The organism is Cyclobacterium sp. 1_MG-2023, assembly GCF_030546805.1.
Classification (GTDB): Bacteria; Bacteroidota; Bacteroidia; order Cytophagales; family Cyclobacteriaceae; genus Cyclobacterium.
In genome coordinates, this window is sequence record NZ_JAUOPC010000003.1 from 88,268 (window position 1) to 105,804 (window position 17,537).

Genomic DNA, 17,537 nt, shown 5'->3' on the forward strand with positions numbered 1-17,537 from the left:
TAAGTTAACTTTTAAAGACCAATTAAAACCTTTAGCTGATTTTAGCGAAGAAATATGAAAAATCAAAAAACTGATGAAAGTTGATAGTTTACCTCAAGTGTATATCAATATTTTGCCTGATAATCAGGATCAATATTCAATTTATTTTTAACTATTTGTATTTAACCTAAAAATGAATTGGCTCTATATGGTCAATTCAATATCAATTAAAAAACACCTAATTAAATGAAGATTTATAATCGAAAAAGCCCGACTGAAATGGGTAAGTTGGCAGGAGATCATGCTGCTGAAGCTATTTTAGAAGCTATTAAAGAAAATGGGGAAGCAAATATAATTTTGGCTACCGGGACTAGTCAATTTGAAACCATTGAAACAATATTAACTTATAAGGAAATTGATTGGAGTAAAGTCACCATGTTTCATTTAGATGAGTACTTAGATTTACCCATCACCCATCCAGCAAGTTTTCGAAAATACTTAAAAGAAAGATTTTTGGATAAAGTTGGTCAATTGAAAGCTTACCACTTAATTGATGGAGAAAAAGATCCAATTGAAGAAACCAGTCGCCTCAATGAGCTTATAAGTAAATCGCCAATAGATGTAGCCATGGTTGGCATTGGTGAAAACGGACATTTGGCTTTCAATGATCCTCCTGCTGATTTTGATATTGAAACACCTTACTTGGTGGTAGATCTTGATGTTGCTTGTCGTCAGCAACAATTTGGAGAGGGATGGTTTCCAACCTTGGAAGATGTGCCTACAAAAGCGATTAGTATGTCTATCCAACAGATCATGAAGTCCAAAAAAATCATTTGTTCTGTGCCGGATGAAAGAAAAGCCAAAGCAGTTAAAGCTTGTCTTGAAAACGAGGTTAGTCCCGAATATCCAGCAAGTATTTTGCAGAATCATCCTGACTGTGGTGTCTATTTGGATGAAGCAGCAGCTTCACTATTAGATGCCTCAGTTACCGTAAACTAATATCTTCAAGCTTAATTTGCCACAAGTGGTATTTTACGGGGCTTAATATGTATGAGCCTGATGAAATACACTTGTGGCAATTGAATTTATGTAGCATAGGCTCATTTTTAGCTATTGAAGCGTAATTTGGACTTATTTACTAAAATACTCCCAATCTGAATTTTTAAATGCTTCTAAATCTTCAGGGCTGTCAATGTCAATATTGCCTTCATCAAATCTAACCAAGGACAATTGCTTGGAATTGCTTAACAGCAGTTTTTTTGCCCCACCTTCATCGGGAATTGAATTTAATTGCTGAAATACAGATTGATCAAAAATAGCAGGTACTCCCGGCGCCTCCTGATAAAAAGAAGCAACAATTGCAGTGTGATTTTCAATTTTCTTGCGAATTAGGCTCTTGATTAGTTCTATACTTACGAATGGTTGATCTGATAATAGCACCAATACCTGTGTTATATTCCCTTGGTTTACTAGCGTATTTAAGCCTAATTTTATTGAACTTCCCATCCCACTTTCCCATTTATTATTCACCACTTTTTTTAACCTAGGATTTGGTCTTAAGGGATAGGTGCCTGCCCCTTCTACAAGCAATACCGGACCATTAGTTGCCTCCAATGCCATGTTCACAATGTTTTGCAGGAGGCTAATCCCATTATAGGGGATTAGCTGTTTGGGCTTGCCTAACCTGCTGGAATTTCCTGCAGCCAATATAATGGTACCTATCTTCATAACAATTAACGGGGAAGGTCATTACCAATATAAGCATTTGGATTGGCCATTGGTATGGTGCTATTCCATTTATCATTGATGGCTTCAATAAAATGGTTCGCTACCACAGCACTTCCACGGGCATTTGGGTGCACACCATCTGTGGAAAAAGCGCCATATGGAGGTGAGATAGAATTGGAGATGGCTATATCATTTGCAGTTACAGAACCTTGCCCGATTCTTTCCAGAAGGTTTTTCGTATCTACCAATACCAGTCGGTCCTCGTTTGCTGATACAGTAGTCGCGATGATTTGATTGAAAGCATTAATTTGGGCCTCCATTTCGTCCTGTTCGGCAGGAAGCAATATATAGCTGTCGGCAATTGGCACTGTAACCCCATAAATTAAAGTGGGATCCTCCCCGGGGCTTAGGCCCAAAATTTGTCCGGTAGTCAAAGCAACCTTGTCATTAACATTGGTTTGCCTAATTGAAGGTAGACCCATTTCTGAAAGGTCAGCTAAAGTTTTGTCATCAATCACAAATCCATTTTGTCCGGCAGAGAAATTTATTTTTCGTAAATCTCTTTCAGCATCGCTAATCATTCCGGCTGTAACCAGATTGTCGAGACCATTGTTATAGTCTGTAAAAACACTATTGGCTAGACCTGCCAAGGAATTGTCCAAGGGTAAAGCATTCCACGGAACCGTACTAAAATAAGGCAGTTCATTGATGTTTGGTATATTGCCTACAGCTCCCTTAGCTTCAGTGCTTGCTTGTAACATAGTGCTTAAAGCAGATTGATACCGAAGGGAGAAATCCGATTCACTCGTTAATAGTTCTGGAATGGCGCCTCCGGTAAGGGCGTAGGGTAAAACGTCATTTTTCCCCAACCAAAATACGAAAAATGTACCGCCATCTGTCAAGGCCGATGCAGCATCTCCTATAGGTGTTGAATTACCTGGGTCACTGGCAAATCGCGCATAATAGGGATTGAATAAAGGATTTGCAGGTTCCTGAATATTACCGGAAGCGGGAAGTAAAGCTTGGGCTAAGGTAAGGCCGTTCACCCCAAAATTGTTTAAAGCTGTTTTGTCTCCTGAAAATGCCGTGAGGGCATCTCCCGGAACTACTGGGGTAGGCAATATGCTACCGGTATTTTGATTTAGGGTAAGGATTAATCGTCCCAGTGCTCCTCCTGTGGGGCTAAGGATCAAGTCACCATTTTCTGCGTTGATATCTGGAACATTGAAATCTCCACCACCGGCTTCTTTCATCTGCTTGGCCAATATCACAGCATAGGAGTTTACTTGGGAGCGATTGTACAAGGCTGCATCCATTACTCCGGCGGTAATAGAACTACCAATGGTCACCATTTTGGAAAAATCTGCTTGGCCGGAATCGGGGCTCAATTGATCCGGCTCAGGAAACTCATATTGGCATGAAAATAACAAACCAATGGCCAAATAATTGAAAAGTAAGCTATATCGTTTCATGGTTTTTTTTGGTTTAGTTCAACAGTTCATCAAAGGTGATGGATAGGTAGTAAATGGCTCCTGAGGTAGGCCCGCCAAAATTCAGATAGTACCGGTTGTTAAGTACATTGGATCCTCCTAATTTTAATATTGACTTTATGGACTTAACCTTATAAGAAATTTGGGCATCTAAATTATGTATTTCCGGCACATTTCCTCTGGCAAAACTAGACTCCCACCTAAAAGCAGATTGGTATCTATAGGCCAAGTTGAACCCTAGTTTATCTGTTAGTTTTCGATTACCGAAGATGATATTTGTTTTATGTTTAGGAGTGTTAAACTCCGAAAGGTATCCTGCTTCAAATTCTGTGAGCAGTTCATTGTAGTTGTAGTTTCCACCTATGGTGAAATTTTTCGGTAAATTAAAATTGACACCTAAAACCAATCCATGCGCACGCACCTCTCTGTCTACGATATTGGTATAGGTCTGAAAGGTGTTTTCCTGCCCTGGAGTGGTGATAGGGGTAAGAAGACTTGGTGCATTGACAGCATTAATTGCTCCCTGGTCGGAGCCGGGTTCAGCGCCTGGAAAAACCGGCCCTGGAGCTTTCCTTATGGCGGTTTGTGAGATGAAATTATTGTATCGGTTGTAATAATATGCAAAATCAATCAATAGCCTATTGTCCATTAGCAAACCTTTATAACCTGCCTCTATGGCTTTAACTTTTTCAGGCCTTAAGGCAGGAAGGGAGGTTACGGGTTCCAATAAACCTGTGGCTGTGGAGCCAATTGGGCTGGCACCCTCCGCTACTGCTGCGGTATAATTCAGAACTGAAGCCAAAGAATATCCATTTTCAAATATCTTATACTTATCTCTATAGTATGGTAAACCGGCAATTAGCCGAGCTGAAATCACATTCAAATCAATGTGTTGGGCTTGGGTGGTAGGCATCCTAAAGCCAGTTTGGTAAGACAGTCGGAAATTGTGATTGTTTTCCGTGAAAACAGTTGAAATCCTGGGACTAAACTGGCCCTCAAAGTTTTCATTTTTATCGTACCTCAATGAGCCAATTAACTTTAATTTCTCTTGCAATAGGCGTTTAGTGGCTTGGGCATAACCACCAATTTCTGAGATGGTAATATCATTGCCTTCCCCGTCGGCAAAGATGGTTCCATTCGATCGAAGGTCGTAGATTCTATAGGATGCACCAATCTGAAGGTCCATAAAATCTATTTCATTTTTAAAATCATACTGGCCTTCTGTTAAGTACATTCTTGATCGGTCATAAAACAATGAACCGCTGGGAATATAATCACCACTTATGTTTTGAGCTGTGCTATTAAATTCAGTACTTCCGGGAAGATACCTTCCACTATCCGCTTGTTGCCGTGCAAACTGGTGAGCTGCAGTTTGTTGTTCTATGGTTCCTAAGCTTCCGGGTGCAACTTGTTGATTGGCAAGCGCTCCTAAATAATTGAGTGTATATTCTCCAAACCAAGTAGAATTGTCTTTCCAAGTGTCATTAATTAAAATTCCGTTTAAATCTGAAATATAGGATTTCCCTGAATTATCTCTGGTTGTATAACTCCGAATGAAATAATTGTCTCCTTTAAGTTCTAATTTATGTTGCGTAATAAAGAATTCATTCAGAGAATACCTCTGGGCGCCCGTGTAAATTGAAGTACCTGAGCCGTAATTTAAAGAGTAGAAAATCTCCGCATTATCTGAGATACGGTAATGTAATGCACCATTGACTTTATAATTGCTTGCTCCATAATCAACCAGGTTTCTCTCCGGATAGCCGGTTCTAGAAACTACCTGATCCGGGATGCTACCAATATAAGCACCTAATCCTAGCTGGTTTGCTTGTTGCTGTAAGGCACTGACATTCCTAAAGAGTCCAATATTATTGGATACTTCATCGCCAAAGGTATGTACCAAATTTGCCCCGGGATTGAAGGGAAGGTCGCCTTGAGATACCGCATTTAAATCTGTGGCATTGGTGCCATACCAGTCTTCGGCTTGCATAAAAGAAGCGCTGATTTTAAAAGCCCATTTGTTATTGAAGGCCTTGGCATACCTTATGGCACCTTCATACATGGGTTGAGGAGAACTTGGTTCGCCTGATGCAGTGCCTATATGGTTAATCCCTTGCTTATAATAAGCACTCAGGCCTTGGTATTCAAAAGGGTTTTTGCTATTAACCAAAAGTATGCCGTTGAAAGCATTGGGGCCATATAGGGCAGAAGAAGCACCCGGTATAAACTCGATACTTTCTACATCAAGTTCAGAAGGCCCATTGAGGTTGCCAATAGGGAAATTTAATGAGGGAGCTTGGGTGTCCATGCCATCTGTGAGCTGCACAAACCTAGTGTTCCCTGTCGAATTAAAACCTCTGGCGTTTAAGATTTGGAAATTAATGGATGAACTGGTGACGTCTACCCCCTTCAAGTTTGAAATGGCTTTGTAATAAGAATCGCCTGGAGCTTCCCTAATGTCTAAAATATCCATTTTTTCTATGGAAACGGGTGATTGAAGGATACTTTCTTCTACTCGGGATGCTGAAACGACTACTTCTTGACCCAGAAAGGTTTGTTCTGAAAGAACTACCTCTAAAGGAAGAGGGTTGCTTGAAGTAATATTTATTTCTTGGCTGGCAAAGCCCACCATAGAAAAAATTAAGGTGAGTGGAGGAGGGGAGCTTACTGTGATAGAAAATTCGCCATTTACATCAGTTATGGTCCCGGAAACTTTACCTTTTACAAGTATATTTACACCTATCAAGGTTTCTCCGGTATCTTGGTCTTTGACAGTACCACTTATCGTAGTGTTTTCTTGAGCATAAGTGAAACTTATTGATAACAACAATAGCCCAATCAATAGGGAGTTATAACGGAAACCCTTTCGTTGTTGGTTAGTATTCATGGCACTATGGGTTTAGGTGTTAATTGAAAGTTAAAATTTACTTTTATTGTTCAACTTCAATATTACTTAAAAAGACAATCCCGGATTAAGTAATAGAAATGGGATGTTGTCCAATCATATGTTTCTATTAATTTACGATAATATTTGTAAAATAATAGGATGTTTCAATTACTATTCTCCTAGTTGTGTGTTTGCGATTTGTTTTTTTAAACATTGCGCTTTACTTTCTAAGTAATTTCTTTATTAAAATGTGATGGATAAAAACAGGCCTGGATTAAAACAGTTTTTCCCGGATTATGCAATAGGATTTCCCTTGTTTTCGGGCAGGGATGCAATCACAAAAAAATCAGGCTGGTTGGAAACTTTAGTAAAGCATCGCTATGGAGAAATTGAAAAAAGCAACGAAGTGGCTTATTTTGAGGGGATTTTAGCTTCAAATAGAAGGTCTATTGCTTAAAATTATTTAGAGCCAGATGTTGGGAGAAAAAAAATAGGATAAACCCATGGGCTTATCCTAGTGTATGCGCTACATTGCCTAGTAAATTATTTTTGTTTTTCGTTCTCTTCATTTACATGTTTTACCAAACGATCACAAAGGGCTTTTATTTCTTCTGAGTAATATTCATCTCCAGTACTGTTAAGTATATTCTGCCCCATACCACCCAAAATATCAATGTAGAATCTCTTCATTTCGGCGACGGACATATCTTCTGTCCAAAGGTCAATTCTTAAAGTACTTTGATTTAGTGTATCCCAAACATTCAAGCTAATGCTTCTTGTTGATTCTTGCCCTTCACTTTCCTTGTCTGTAGCATCCCATTCTATACTCTTCGGTAAATTTTTGTCGTCTAGAGTAACGGTAAACTTAATTTCAGATTTTTTCATTTTTTATTATTCTATTTATGCATGCGAAATTAAGAAAGAAATCGCAAAGGGACTTCACTATTCATTGTCAAACAATTCCATTTCTTTAATTTCTCCTTTTACAACGAGTCTTCCTTCGGTTTTGGCTTTTATTTCTTCTATGCTTACACCAGGAGCTCTTTCACAAAGTTTAAAACCTCCCTCAGGTAATATAGTAAATACGCCCAAGTCAGTAAATATCTTCTGGACACATTTTATCCCGGTTATTGGCATCTTGCAATGCTTCAGAAGTTTTGAGGTGCCATCCTTGTGGCAATGGTGCATGGCAATATAAAGTTTGGCCCCGGAGGCCACTAAATCCAAGGCTCCACCCACTCCTTTGATAAGACCGGATGAAATTTTCCAATGGCTGATGTCACCATTTTCAGAAACTTCTAATGCGCCTAAAATAGATAGGTCTATATGTCCACCTCTTATCATGGCAAATGCTTCTGCTGAATCAAATAATGAGGAGCCTTTTACCATGGAGATGGTTTCCTTACTTGCGTTGATTAGGTCGGGGTCCATGTTATCTTTTTCAGGGTATGGACCTATGCCTAATAAACCATTTTCTGATTGGAAAACCACTTGTAATTGTTCTGGAAGATAGTTGGCAACCAAAGAAGGAATCCCTATTCCTAGGTAAATGTATTGACCGTCTTTGATCTCACTGGCGATTCTCTGAGCGATTTGTTTTTTGCTTAGCATGCGGAGTAAAGATTATTTACTAACGGTTTTATTTTCAATTCTTTTTTCATAACCATCACCTTGAAAAATACGCTGAACATAGATTCCAGGGGTATGAATTTGGTTGGGGTCCAACTCACCCGCCGGAACCAGTTCTTCAACCTCTGCAATGGTGATTTTACCTGCAGAAGCCATAAGGGGGTTGAAATTACGGGCAGTACCTTTATAAATAAGATTTCCTGCAGTATCTCCTTTCCAAGCTTTAATCAATGAAAAATCTGCTTTAATCCAGCGCTCCAGTAAAAACAAACGTCCATCAAACTCCCTGACCTCTTTTCCATCTGCCACATGCGTGCCAATTCCGGCAGGGGTATAAAATGCGGGTATTCCTGCTCCTCCGGCTCTTATTCGTTCGGCGAGTGTTCCTTGAGGAATCAATTCTAATTCTAAAGATCCTGTTGTAAATTGTTTTTCAAATTCCAGGTTTTCTCCCACATAGCTGGAAATTAATTTTCGCAGCATGCGTTGTTTGATAAGAAGACCTACGCCAAAGTCGTCTACACCAGCATTATTGGAAATACAGGTAAGTCCTTTTAAATTAGTTTGTAGGAGCGCATTGATACAGGCTTCAGGAATTCCACAAAGACCAAAACCTCCTACTAGTAAAACAGCACCATTTTCTATATCAGAAACTGCTTCAACACCGTTTTTAACAGTTTTATTTATCATTAGTACTTTTATTTTTCGTCGAAAAAAAATCCACCACTTTTCCCTGGTCTGTTTTCAATTGCTTGGTTAAGGCTTCCAGGCTTTCGAATTTTTTTTCGGGTCTTAAAAATTCTAACAATTCTAGGTTTATTGTTTTACCGTAAATGTCTTGGTTAAAATCCAAAATATTTACCTCAATATTCTTTCTTTCACCGGATACCGTAGGCCGCATGCCTATATTTAGCATGCCCTCATAGATATTCTTGTCGATGTTTACCTTGACAAGATAGGCACCATCCATCGGTACCAATTTATTGGGTTCATTAAGTTGGATATTTGCCGTGGGAAAACCTATTGTTCTGCCAATTTTATCTCCTTCAATTACTTTTCCTTGTAGGTTGTAGGGCCTACCTAAAAACTCATTTGCCTTGACAATGTCCCCTGTTTTTAATGCTTTTCTGATTTTGGTGCTACTGATCCCAATATTATCAATATCCTCTCTAGGGATTTCTTCCAAGTCAAAATTATACCGGTCTTGTTCTGCCTGTAGGTGTGCAAAACTGCCCTCTCTTCCTCTTCCAAACCTATGGTCATAGCCAATGACTAGCTTTTTTGTTTTTATCTTCTTGACCAAAATATTTTCAATAAAATCTTCCGATTCCATCATCGAAAATTCCTTGGTAAAAGGAATACTGATAAGGTGATCTACGCCAAATTTTTCCAATAGAGCTGCCTTTTCATCAAAACTATATAGCAGTTTAATTCCATGAGATTCTGGAAAAAGCACCATCCTAGGGTGTGGCCAAAACGATACTAAAACGGTCTCTCCATGAATGGATTTGGCAATATTGTTGATTCTTTTAAGAATTTTTTGATGGCCCAAATGAACCCCATCAAAAGAACCGATGGTAACTACTGGCCGTTCAATATCAGGAAAATCATCAAGAGATTTATAGATTTTCATTTTGCTCTTTTTTGATTTTATCTATCAATTGCTCTAGTTGCCAAGCATTGTCAAGTTTAAATTCCCCAATGGCATCTCGCCTAAGTGCCGACATATAAGCACCTACTTCCAATTTGTCTCCCAAATCCCTAGCCAGGCTTCTAATATAAGTGCCTTTTGAGCAAACAATTCTGAAATGAATTTCCGGAAGTACGATACTTGTTATTTCAAAAACTTCTACGGTAACAGGTCTGGGGTCAAGCACTACCGTAATTCCTTTTCTTGCTGATTCATACACCCGTTTACCATCTTTTTTGATAGCAGAATGATTGGGAGGAATTTGCATGATATCTCCGGTAAGCTCTGCTACAGCCTCTTCTATATCTTCTCGAGTTAAATGAGAGGGGTCGGCTACTGTTATGACCTCTTGTTCTAAATCAAACGATTCAGTGGTTTTACCCAAAACAAATGTTCCGGTATATTCCTTCTTTTGGGCTTGATATTTTTCAATATTTTTGGTTTCCTTTCCTGCACAAACGATCAATAGTCCGGTGGCCAATGGATCAAGTGTGCCTGCATGGCCAACTTTTTTTACTTTGAGGGTATTTCTAAGCTTCTTTACTACATCAAAGGAAGTCCATCGGTAGGGCTTATTGACAAGAAATACTTCTCCGTATGGTTTTTGCTGTTTGTCCATCAATAATATGTTCCGGCTACAATGGCCAGTATTCCTACAATCACACAATAAATTGAAAAGTACCGCAATTTACTTTTTCTTACCAATTGGATCATCCAGGTACAAGCAACTAGTCCTGCAACAAAAGCCGCCAAAAAAGCGATTATCATACTTCCAAATTGATCACTTTGGTAAGTCAAATCTCCGGATAAAACATCTTTGCCTATTTTCCCTAAGATAAGTGGAACCACCATCAAAAAGGAAAATCTCGCGGCTCTGTTTTTGTCTATACCCAATAAGACTGAGGTAGATATTGTAGCACCTGAACGAGAAATACCCGGAAGCATGGCAATAGCTTGAGCAATGCCAATTATGGCAGCATTAAAGAAGGAAACAGGTTTCCCTGTGTTTTTGGCTTTGTCTGCAAGGTATAGTAGAAGTGCAGTGATCAGTAGCATAAAGCCTACAAATACTACTTTTCCTCCGAAAAATTGTTCCAGCTGCTCTTCAAAAAGCAATCCAACCGCCACAGCAGGAATCATTGAAACAATAACTTTCAGAGAAAACATTGTTTCTTCATTGTTTTTAAATTGAAATAGCCCAGTCAATAATTCAGCGACATCCTTTCTAAATACTACAATTGTACTTAAGGCAGTTGCAAAATGAACAACTACCGTAAACAGTAAACTTTCTTCAGGCAAGGAATTGCTTCCAAGAAGAGCTCCGGCGATTTCTAAATGGCCACTGGAGGAAACAGGTAAAAATTCAGTTAAGCCCTGAACAATCCCCAAAATTATTGCTTCAAAAATGGTCATTTTATTTATTTGGTTTTATAAAAAATAGCGTAAAATTCAAAAAGAAAACCCGACAATACAACAATAGGTCCCAGCGTCAAACCCATAAATCCAAACCCATGAGTGGTTTTGTCCAATCCTATAATGGCAAAGCCAATAGTAATGATGGCGATCCCTATAAGCATGAGTTGATAATTTTTTTTCGAAAAAGGCAATGGATTATTTTTCATAATGTTTAGTACAATTCGTCCAGTGACATGTTAAGGTATTTGTTGATAGAACGGTAGGTGCTGATCCAAGACATCAGTGCCCCCAATAAAATTAAGCTTCCAAATAACATGGCAAGCAATTCAATATCATAAAGTAATTGTAAGCCTTCAATAAAGTTTTTACCATATTCCAAGAGGCTGAATATTATTGCAGAGGAAAACACACCTCCTAAAGCTCCATATAAGAAAGCACGCCATAAAAAAGGTCTTCTAATAAAGCCTTTGGTTGCCCCTACCAATTGCATGCTACGGATCAAAAACCGTTGTGAGAATAAAGCGAGCTTAATCGTGTTGCTAATTAAAATAACCACGGTTACGAGTAAAATTAAGATCAAGGCACCCATTACTATTCCCACTTTAAGCAGGTTTTCGTTGATTGAAGAAACAACATCTTGCATATAGGTCACTTCAAAAACTCCCGGGGTAGCCTCTATTTCTGCAACGATCTGCTGGATTTTTTCAGCCGTTTGAAAATCTTCGTTTATAGAAAATGTAAAAGAATCTCTTAGGGGATTGTCATCCAAAAACTGGTTGAAGTCCTCTCCAACCTCCTCGAGAAAAACTTCTGCAGCCTCGTCTTTACTGGTGAAGCGCAAAACTGGAGAAGCCTCTTTCTGTAAAACGTAAGGCTTTTTGCCCATTTGCTCGATGAGTTTATCAATAGAGGCCTGTGGCAGATCTTTGTTAAGAAATACCTGCACCTCAATGTTTTCACGGATGATAGAAGTGAGTTTTTTTGCCTGAATGGCAATGACCCCAAATATACCCATCATCAATAACGAAAGGGTGATACTGAATAATACACTGGCAAATTTATAACTTCCCAGCCTCGTCTTTTTTCTTTTTAATTTGGCCATCACATAATTATGTGTTTGTCAAAATTAATCAGGTATATTTACTTAACCAACCTTATTATTTAATTTGATTGGAATTACCTTTTCAGGGGTGGTCACCATCGCACATTCGGCTGTTTTTAAATCCATACAATAGAGGCCGGTAAATTGACCAAAAGCCGGCATTATCAAGGAGTTGTTTTTATAATAAAAAGCCGGCAATCTGAATTTCTGTTTACTGTTTTTCTTTATCACAATTCCGGGATGGATGTGCCCACAAATATTCAACTGACCTTTAGGTGTCCCTTCCTGAGGTTCATGACTTAGTACCAAATTGCCAAGTAATAAATTGCCTATATGTATTTTTAAAGCACTACTTTCGTACAGGCTATCCGGCAAAATGTCATGATTTCCCTTTACCAAATGAAAATTTAGTTCAGGGAATAATTCAATAAATTCAAGTAAAGTAAACCAGCTTTCATTGCTTTCACTATGGAATAAATCACCGAGAAAGTAGACTTTGGAAGCACCTGTTTTATCTAAAAGCTGGCTAATCCTATGGAAATCATCTAAATGAATACTTTCAGGAACAGGAATTCCGGCTTTTCTAAAATGGGCGGCTTTCCCAAAATGTGTGTCGGCCAATAAAAGTGCATTCTCCTGCTCTAACCAAATGGCTTTCTCCTTCATTAAATGAAGGCTGACCAACTCATGTTGCCAAATATATCTTCCGTCTAAGTCTGCTGTCAAAGGATTAAAAATCTTGGGCACAAAGATAGTTTTTTCTATTGATGATTAATATCAAAATTAGGAATTGTACAGCGATTATGTCCCGAAGGCATATTGAAGGAATCATGTAGATTATTAAAACCAGAAAGCCACCGGGATTTTAGGTATTAGCTTGAACAATAAAATAATTCCTACTGGAATAGCGTTTTTCTTATTACTCGGGCAGATAATATTTCAGGAGTTAAATAACCTCCCTGATTAAATATTGAAGGAGCTTATTTTTAAAAGATTCTTGGACCCAAATGATCTAAAAGTAGACCTGATTTCAATATCGGGTTGAAAATTGTTGCTAGCAATTATGGAATAACTATTGTCTTTCCATTGCCGGAAAATACTCTCTTAACAAAAAATCAGCTGTTATGATTGAAAGCAAATTTAATTTCATACAAACCAAAGCCTCTCTTTTCTTTTTCGTTTTAATAATTGGCTTAAGCCATAACGACCTGAAAGCCCAACAAGCAGAGATTAGTGGAGGACTGACCAAAAAGATTCTATTAGGTGACCATACAGGAATCACTAACCCTTCTCTAGGGTATGCATTTGGATTTAATCACCATGTAAATGATTACAGACTCGCACATTCGTTTAGTTATGGGTTTAATTTTGAGTTTTTTAAGGTCTATAGGGTCAATAATGAAGAAATTCCCGGGAATCCTTATCAGCAAGTTTTATCACCTAAAGCCTTGTTCCGATATGATTACTTTATCAACGACCATATATCCCTATTTTCAGGTGGCGAAGTGGGATTTCAATTTATCGATCTAAAATCTGATCAGGAAGTGGTGATATCTACGGAAAGTTCCACCAACCTATATACCAAGGCAGTTTTATCTCCTCAAATAGGGGTGAATTTTGAAATCAACCCTTACCTGGCCATTTATTACCAATTTGCATACGACTTAGGATATTATATGGGAGACCGCCCCAATTGGGGATCACAATCCTCAAAATGGATACATATGCTGAGTAACTCTGCAGGTTTGAGGATTAAAATCAACCATGGATTTTACTAAATTATGCTAATTAATTTTTTTTGGACTTTTTAAATAAGCCATTAAGTCGATGACCTCCTGCTCCTCAAAGGACTCAAAAAGGCCTGGTGGCATTAATGAAACATTGGTGACTTCTTTACTTTGAATTGCTGATTTATTTATTTTTACAGGTTCTTGGCCGGCAATTTTTAAAGTGACTTGTCTGGTATTTTCTCCTACAATGTTTCCGGTGTATGTGCGTCCCCCCATAGTGGTGATAACTACCAATTTATAGGCGTCCTGAATTTCAGCACTTGGCTCCAAGACATTCAATAAAATATAATCAGTATTTGCTCGATTGGATCCGGTAAGGTCTGGACCAATAACTGCTCCCTCTCCAAACATTTTATGACATGACCCACAAGTGTTCATAAAAATTGCTTTTCCTGCTTTAAGGTTTGCATTCTTTAAGGCATTGTTTGTAACCATTGAGCGATATTTTTCATAGGCTGCCTCATCATTGGGTACATGTTCTATTGGTCCCCAAAATTCTACAAAACCACTTCCAATCACCCGGTGAAGCTGTCTGGCAAGGGTGACAGGGATTTCCTTTTTCACGATGTTTCCGGCCTTGATTTCATCTAATAGTAGATTTCCATACCTTGGACGTGAAGACAAGGTTTGAAGGATGTTAACTTTGTTTTTAGGACTTGCCTGTGGATATAAAGCTATCAAAGCTTTGCCCACTTGTTCATTATTAAAAGCTGCAGCAGCCTTGATGGCCTCTTCTTGCAGGTCTTTTTCTTCGAATAAGCCGAGAAGTATGGGCACCAATTCCCTTTTTTGTCGGGCGGCCAATAATTGTATGGATTTAATTTTTTCTGTCTTATTATTTTTTTTGCTCTTTAAAATTGCCAATGCTTTTTGGGTGGCTTCAGCATCTCCAAATAGGGCCGCAATATCCTCAGCAAAGCCTTTGGTGGCAAGGTTCTTCTTTAATTGACTTTCCAGGCTTTTCCAATTGTCCGGAGCAACCAAATCTGTTCTACCTTCCATACCATTGATCATGCCTTCCAACAGTAATGTTTGATTTCGTGAAGAGGAAATAATCGTCTGGACAAGTGGTTTCAATGCATCGCCGTCCACAGCCCTTCTTGCGATGTATTTTGTGAGCAATGGGATTTTAGATTGTTCGGCCAATTCCATAAACTTTCTCTCATCTTTTTCAATTAAATCTGAAATTCCAAACCAAACGAGTTTGGGGATATTGTGATCATTTTGGTCTTCTTTTCTGGAAACCAGATGGGTTGCCAGTTCCCATTTCCAGTCCTCTGGAACTCTTTGTAAGGCTGAGGCCAAATAAAGCCGAACGACGGGGGAGGGGTCGGTTTCTGCCATGTCTACCATTATATCTTTGGCTTTTGGCAGGGGGTTTTTGCTTTCACAAATCAATTGAATGGCCCAGGAACGAATAAAGGGATCTTTGTCTCTCAGAGAGGACAGTAGGGTTGTTTCCGTTAAACTATTGGTTTGATGTAATGTCCAAAGGGCCCTTAGTCTCAGGTCAGTCGGGTTTGAACTTGAAAAAAGCGTCTTTAATGCGTGAATGGCATCTGGTTTTATTTCACCAAAATAGGCTCGTTTCTGAAGAATTCCTCTGGCCCTTCTTGCATGCCAGTCACTTTCACTGTTTTGTAAGCCAGCGAGTTCCATATCTGTCAGGAGGTTGAGGTCAGTATACCTCCCTTTCCAGTTTTTGGCCTGATTCTTTTCAGGCATAATTCTGAAAACCCGGCCTGTTTCACCATTAAGGACTTCTTGACCACAGATATCTGCATCGTGCCAATCCAATACATAAAGTCCGCCTTCCGGGCCTATTTCCATGCTAAAACCAACCCATTGGGCATTGTTTGCCATAAGGAAATTATCTGAATGTTTGCCAATGAAACTTGACCCACTTGGTATTAAACTGTCTGATAAGACTGCATGCTCATGGATATTGGCCATAAAAACTTTCCCTCTTTCCTCCTTCGGAAAAGCGTCTGACTGATAAATTCTAGCCCCTCCATGGGCAGAACGGTGGCTATGGTCGGTAATTGTTTTGATATCTTCATAAATGTAAGGGTTGAAATGTTGCCCTCCTTGCCGATGGTAAATCCCACCGGGTACTACATGCCAAAGGTGAGGGATCACACAGGCCGACATGATGAGTTGGCCCTTTGCATCGTAATCAATGCCCCAAGGGTTGCTAAAGCCATGAGCCACTACCTCAAAACTGTGCTTGGTAGGATGATAGCGCCAAACTCCTCCATTAATGTCTACCCCATCAGCCTCAAGTAAGTCTTTCGGAAATGGGTCTTTATGGTAATAGAGTTTTGTTTTTTCTTTTTCTGTAGGCTTTCTGATTTTTGATGGGGTAGCAAAGCCTTGCAGTCCGTAAAGCCAACCATCCGGTCCCCACTGAAGGCTATTTAATGTCTCATGGCGATCTCTTATTCCCCATCCGGTAAGCAAAACTTCAATATCCTCAATATCTGCTTTGTCATCTTGGTTTTTATCAGGAATGAAAAGAAGGTTGGGTGGTGCTCCTACATAAACCCCATCAAAGCCTACGGCTAAAGCTGCAGGAAATGCAAGTCCCTCCATAAAAACTTTCTTTCGATCCGCCTTTCCATCACCATCTGTGTCTTCTAATATAAGAATACGGCTATTTCCATTGTTTGAAAAACCATGCTGCCTTGACTCATAATCTTTGTTTTCAGCTATCCAAAGCCTCCCTTTGTCATCCCAGCAAAAAGCCATCGGCTGGCTTATCATGGGTTCAGAAGCAAAAACATTGACCTTATAGCCTGGTTTAACAGTCATTTCCTCAACTGCCTCATTGGGGGTTAAAAACTTGGCTTTCCGGCCCTCGTCTCTTGCCATTTGCCATAAGGAAGCAGTATTGTACATGCCTTCTCTTCCGGTATAGGCAGCCCAGGCCTCCGTTAATTCCACATCATTGAAGGCTTTGGTATAGAAAAGTAGCCGATGTTTAATGATTTGAGTAGCCCCACTATCAATTTCCCAGTCTTCGTCACGTGTATAGGCCGGTCCAAGACCAAACTGTTTGTCTACTCGCCATTTTTGTGGATAGCCTTTGTTCTCAGGATGATCAAAAACCGCGATATTGGCCATCTCTGTTCTGCCCTCTACCTGCATTCCCACATTCACCCACATGGAATGTTCTCCTTCCGCTTTTTCATTGACTTGTCGGGCAGTATTGGTGATGGCTGCCTTCATTCCCTCTTTCCATGGCATTCTAATAAAAAGTCCCCCATAATCGTATTTACCTAGGGTAATGTCTTGGGCGGCATTTCCACGCCACTCCAAATCCAGTAAATATTCTTCCCCCTGAACCTTGAGACTCCAGGTTTGAGTTTCTGTCATCAATGGCCTTCCCAAACTATCCAGCATTTCATAAACCGTTTGCCAAGAAACATTTTCACCCTCATTTTCTAGTATGTTCACAGCCACTTTCTTCCAATGGTCCGCTCCGGGATTATGGAAAAAATCCCTTTGATTTACTCGAGTGAACCCCCAATAAATTCCAGTTTGGTGTTGGTGGTGATCAGGGCTCTTTTCTGTAAGAATTCCTTGTCCATCCGGAGCTACGATGGGATGAAGATAGGGCCTGAATTGGGCTTTTACTTCCTGAACAAGAAGAGGCTTTTCGGGATTAGCCTTTTTATAAACCATTAACTGTTCGTCCGAGCTGTCCATCAAGATATGGAGGACCTCTGTAGTGTCGGCTGACTGCTCTTGGTCCTTGTTTTTGCCCGGGCTGCAAGCGAAAGTGATGTAAATTGTAAAAACGAAAAGGTAGGTTAAGCGCATGGAT

16 protein-coding genes are annotated in these 17,537 nt (G+C 39.5%); 3 read left to right on the plus strand and 13 right to left on the minus strand.

Translation table 11 applies throughout. The features are described 5' to 3' along the window. The first annotated feature begins 225 nt into the window (after positions 1 to 225). Complete coding sequence (locus tag Q4534_RS05050; RefSeq protein WP_303612084.1) at positions 226 to 978, plus strand: glucosamine-6-phosphate deaminase; 753 nt, start codon at positions 226 to 228, stop codon at positions 976 to 978. A 132-nt stretch (positions 979 to 1,110) separates the two neighbouring features. On the opposite strand, the gene Q4534_RS05055 is transcribed toward Q4534_RS05050, so the two are convergent. The 3 genes from Q4534_RS05055 to Q4534_RS05065 are packed head-to-tail and all read right to left on the minus strand — an operon-like array spanning position 1,111 to position 6,084. Further along, positions 1,111 to 1,707: a nucleotidyltransferase family protein gene (locus Q4534_RS05055; RefSeq protein ID WP_303612085.1), complete on the minus strand. Its 597-nt coding sequence runs from the start codon at positions 1,705 to 1,707 to the stop codon at positions 1,111 to 1,113. A gap of 5 nt (positions 1,708 to 1,712) precedes the next feature. Beyond that, positions 1,713 to 3,179, minus strand: coding sequence for an SGNH/GDSL hydrolase family protein (locus Q4534_RS05060; RefSeq protein ID WP_303612086.1), 1,467 nt, complete (start codon positions 3,177 to 3,179; stop codon positions 1,713 to 1,715). Between the two features lie 13 nt (positions 3,180 to 3,192). Next, positions 3,193 to 6,084, minus strand: a complete 2,892-nt coding sequence (locus Q4534_RS05065; RefSeq protein WP_303612087.1) for a carboxypeptidase-like regulatory domain-containing protein — start codon at positions 6,082 to 6,084, stop codon at positions 3,193 to 3,195. 250 nt (positions 6,085 to 6,334) lie between these two features. Here Q4534_RS05065 and Q4534_RS05070 point away from each other — a divergent pair, with 250 nt between their 5' ends. Further along, positions 6,335 to 6,541 carry a hypothetical protein gene (locus tag Q4534_RS05070; RefSeq protein WP_303612088.1) on the plus strand — a complete coding sequence of 69 codons (207 nt, stop codon included), beginning with the start codon at positions 6,335 to 6,337 and terminating at the stop codon, positions 6,539 to 6,541. An 86-nt stretch (positions 6,542 to 6,627) separates the two neighbouring features. Here Q4534_RS05070 and gldC read toward each other — a convergent pair whose 3' ends face one another. Genes gldC through pdeM form a run of 9 tightly spaced genes read right to left on the minus strand, consistent with a single transcriptional unit; the run spans position 6,628 to position 12,668 of the window. Then, positions 6,628 to 6,969, minus strand: coding sequence for a gliding motility protein GldC (gene gldC / locus Q4534_RS05075; RefSeq protein ID WP_303612089.1), 342 nt, complete (start codon positions 6,967 to 6,969; stop codon positions 6,628 to 6,630). Positions 6,970 to 7,026: 57 nt separating this feature from the next. Continuing rightward, positions 7,027 to 7,695 carry a 3-oxoacid CoA-transferase subunit B gene (locus Q4534_RS05080; RefSeq protein WP_303612090.1) on the minus strand — a complete coding sequence of 223 codons (669 nt, stop codon included), beginning with the start codon at positions 7,693 to 7,695 and terminating at the stop codon, positions 7,027 to 7,029. 12 nt (positions 7,696 to 7,707) lie between these two features. After that, positions 7,708 to 8,403 (minus strand): CoA transferase subunit A, encoded by a 696-nt coding sequence (locus Q4534_RS05085; protein WP_303612091.1) that lies wholly within the window; start codon positions 8,401 to 8,403, stop codon positions 7,708 to 7,710. Beyond that, positions 8,393 to 9,346, minus strand: a complete 954-nt coding sequence (locus Q4534_RS05090; protein ID WP_303612092.1) for a bifunctional riboflavin kinase/FAD synthetase — start codon at positions 9,344 to 9,346, stop codon at positions 8,393 to 8,395. The genes Q4534_RS05085 and Q4534_RS05090 overlap by 11 nt, the downstream gene beginning before the upstream one ends. Continuing rightward, entirely contained in the window at positions 9,333 to 10,022 is a 690-nt protein-coding gene (truB, locus tag Q4534_RS05095) for a tRNA pseudouridine(55) synthase TruB (protein ID WP_303612093.1), read from the minus strand. The genes Q4534_RS05090 and truB overlap by 14 nt, the downstream gene beginning before the upstream one ends. Then, complete coding sequence (locus Q4534_RS05100; RefSeq protein ID WP_303612094.1) at positions 10,022 to 10,816, minus strand: undecaprenyl-diphosphate phosphatase; 795 nt, start codon at positions 10,814 to 10,816, stop codon at positions 10,022 to 10,024. Before Q4534_RS05100 ends, truB begins: the two co-directional genes overlap by 1 nt. 5 nt (positions 10,817 to 10,821) lie before the next feature. Further along, positions 10,822 to 11,025: a DUF3098 domain-containing protein gene (locus tag Q4534_RS05105; protein ID WP_041934845.1), complete on the minus strand. Its 204-nt coding sequence runs from the start codon at positions 11,023 to 11,025 to the stop codon at positions 10,822 to 10,824. 5 nt (positions 11,026 to 11,030) lie between these two features. Next, positions 11,031 to 11,921, minus strand: coding sequence for an ABC transporter permease (locus Q4534_RS05110; RefSeq protein ID WP_303612095.1), 891 nt, complete (start codon positions 11,919 to 11,921; stop codon positions 11,031 to 11,033). Between the two features lie 42 nt (positions 11,922 to 11,963). Then, complete coding sequence (gene pdeM / locus Q4534_RS05115; protein ID WP_303612096.1) at positions 11,964 to 12,668, minus strand: ligase-associated DNA damage response endonuclease PdeM; 705 nt, start codon at positions 12,666 to 12,668, stop codon at positions 11,964 to 11,966. Between the two features lie 377 nt (positions 12,669 to 13,045). Between pdeM and Q4534_RS05120 the strand changes: the two genes are divergently transcribed. After that, a complete protein-coding gene (locus Q4534_RS05120) occupies positions 13,046 to 13,699 on the plus strand; it encodes a hypothetical protein (RefSeq protein WP_303612097.1) in 654 nt (217 codons plus the stop codon). Positions 13,700 to 13,705: 6 nt separating this feature from the next. Here Q4534_RS05120 and Q4534_RS05125 read toward each other — a convergent pair whose 3' ends face one another. Beyond that, positions 13,706 to 17,533, minus strand: a complete 3,828-nt coding sequence (locus Q4534_RS05125; protein WP_303612098.1) for a PVC-type heme-binding CxxCH protein — start codon at positions 17,531 to 17,533, stop codon at positions 13,706 to 13,708. Positions 17,534 to 17,537 lie beyond the last annotated feature (4 nt).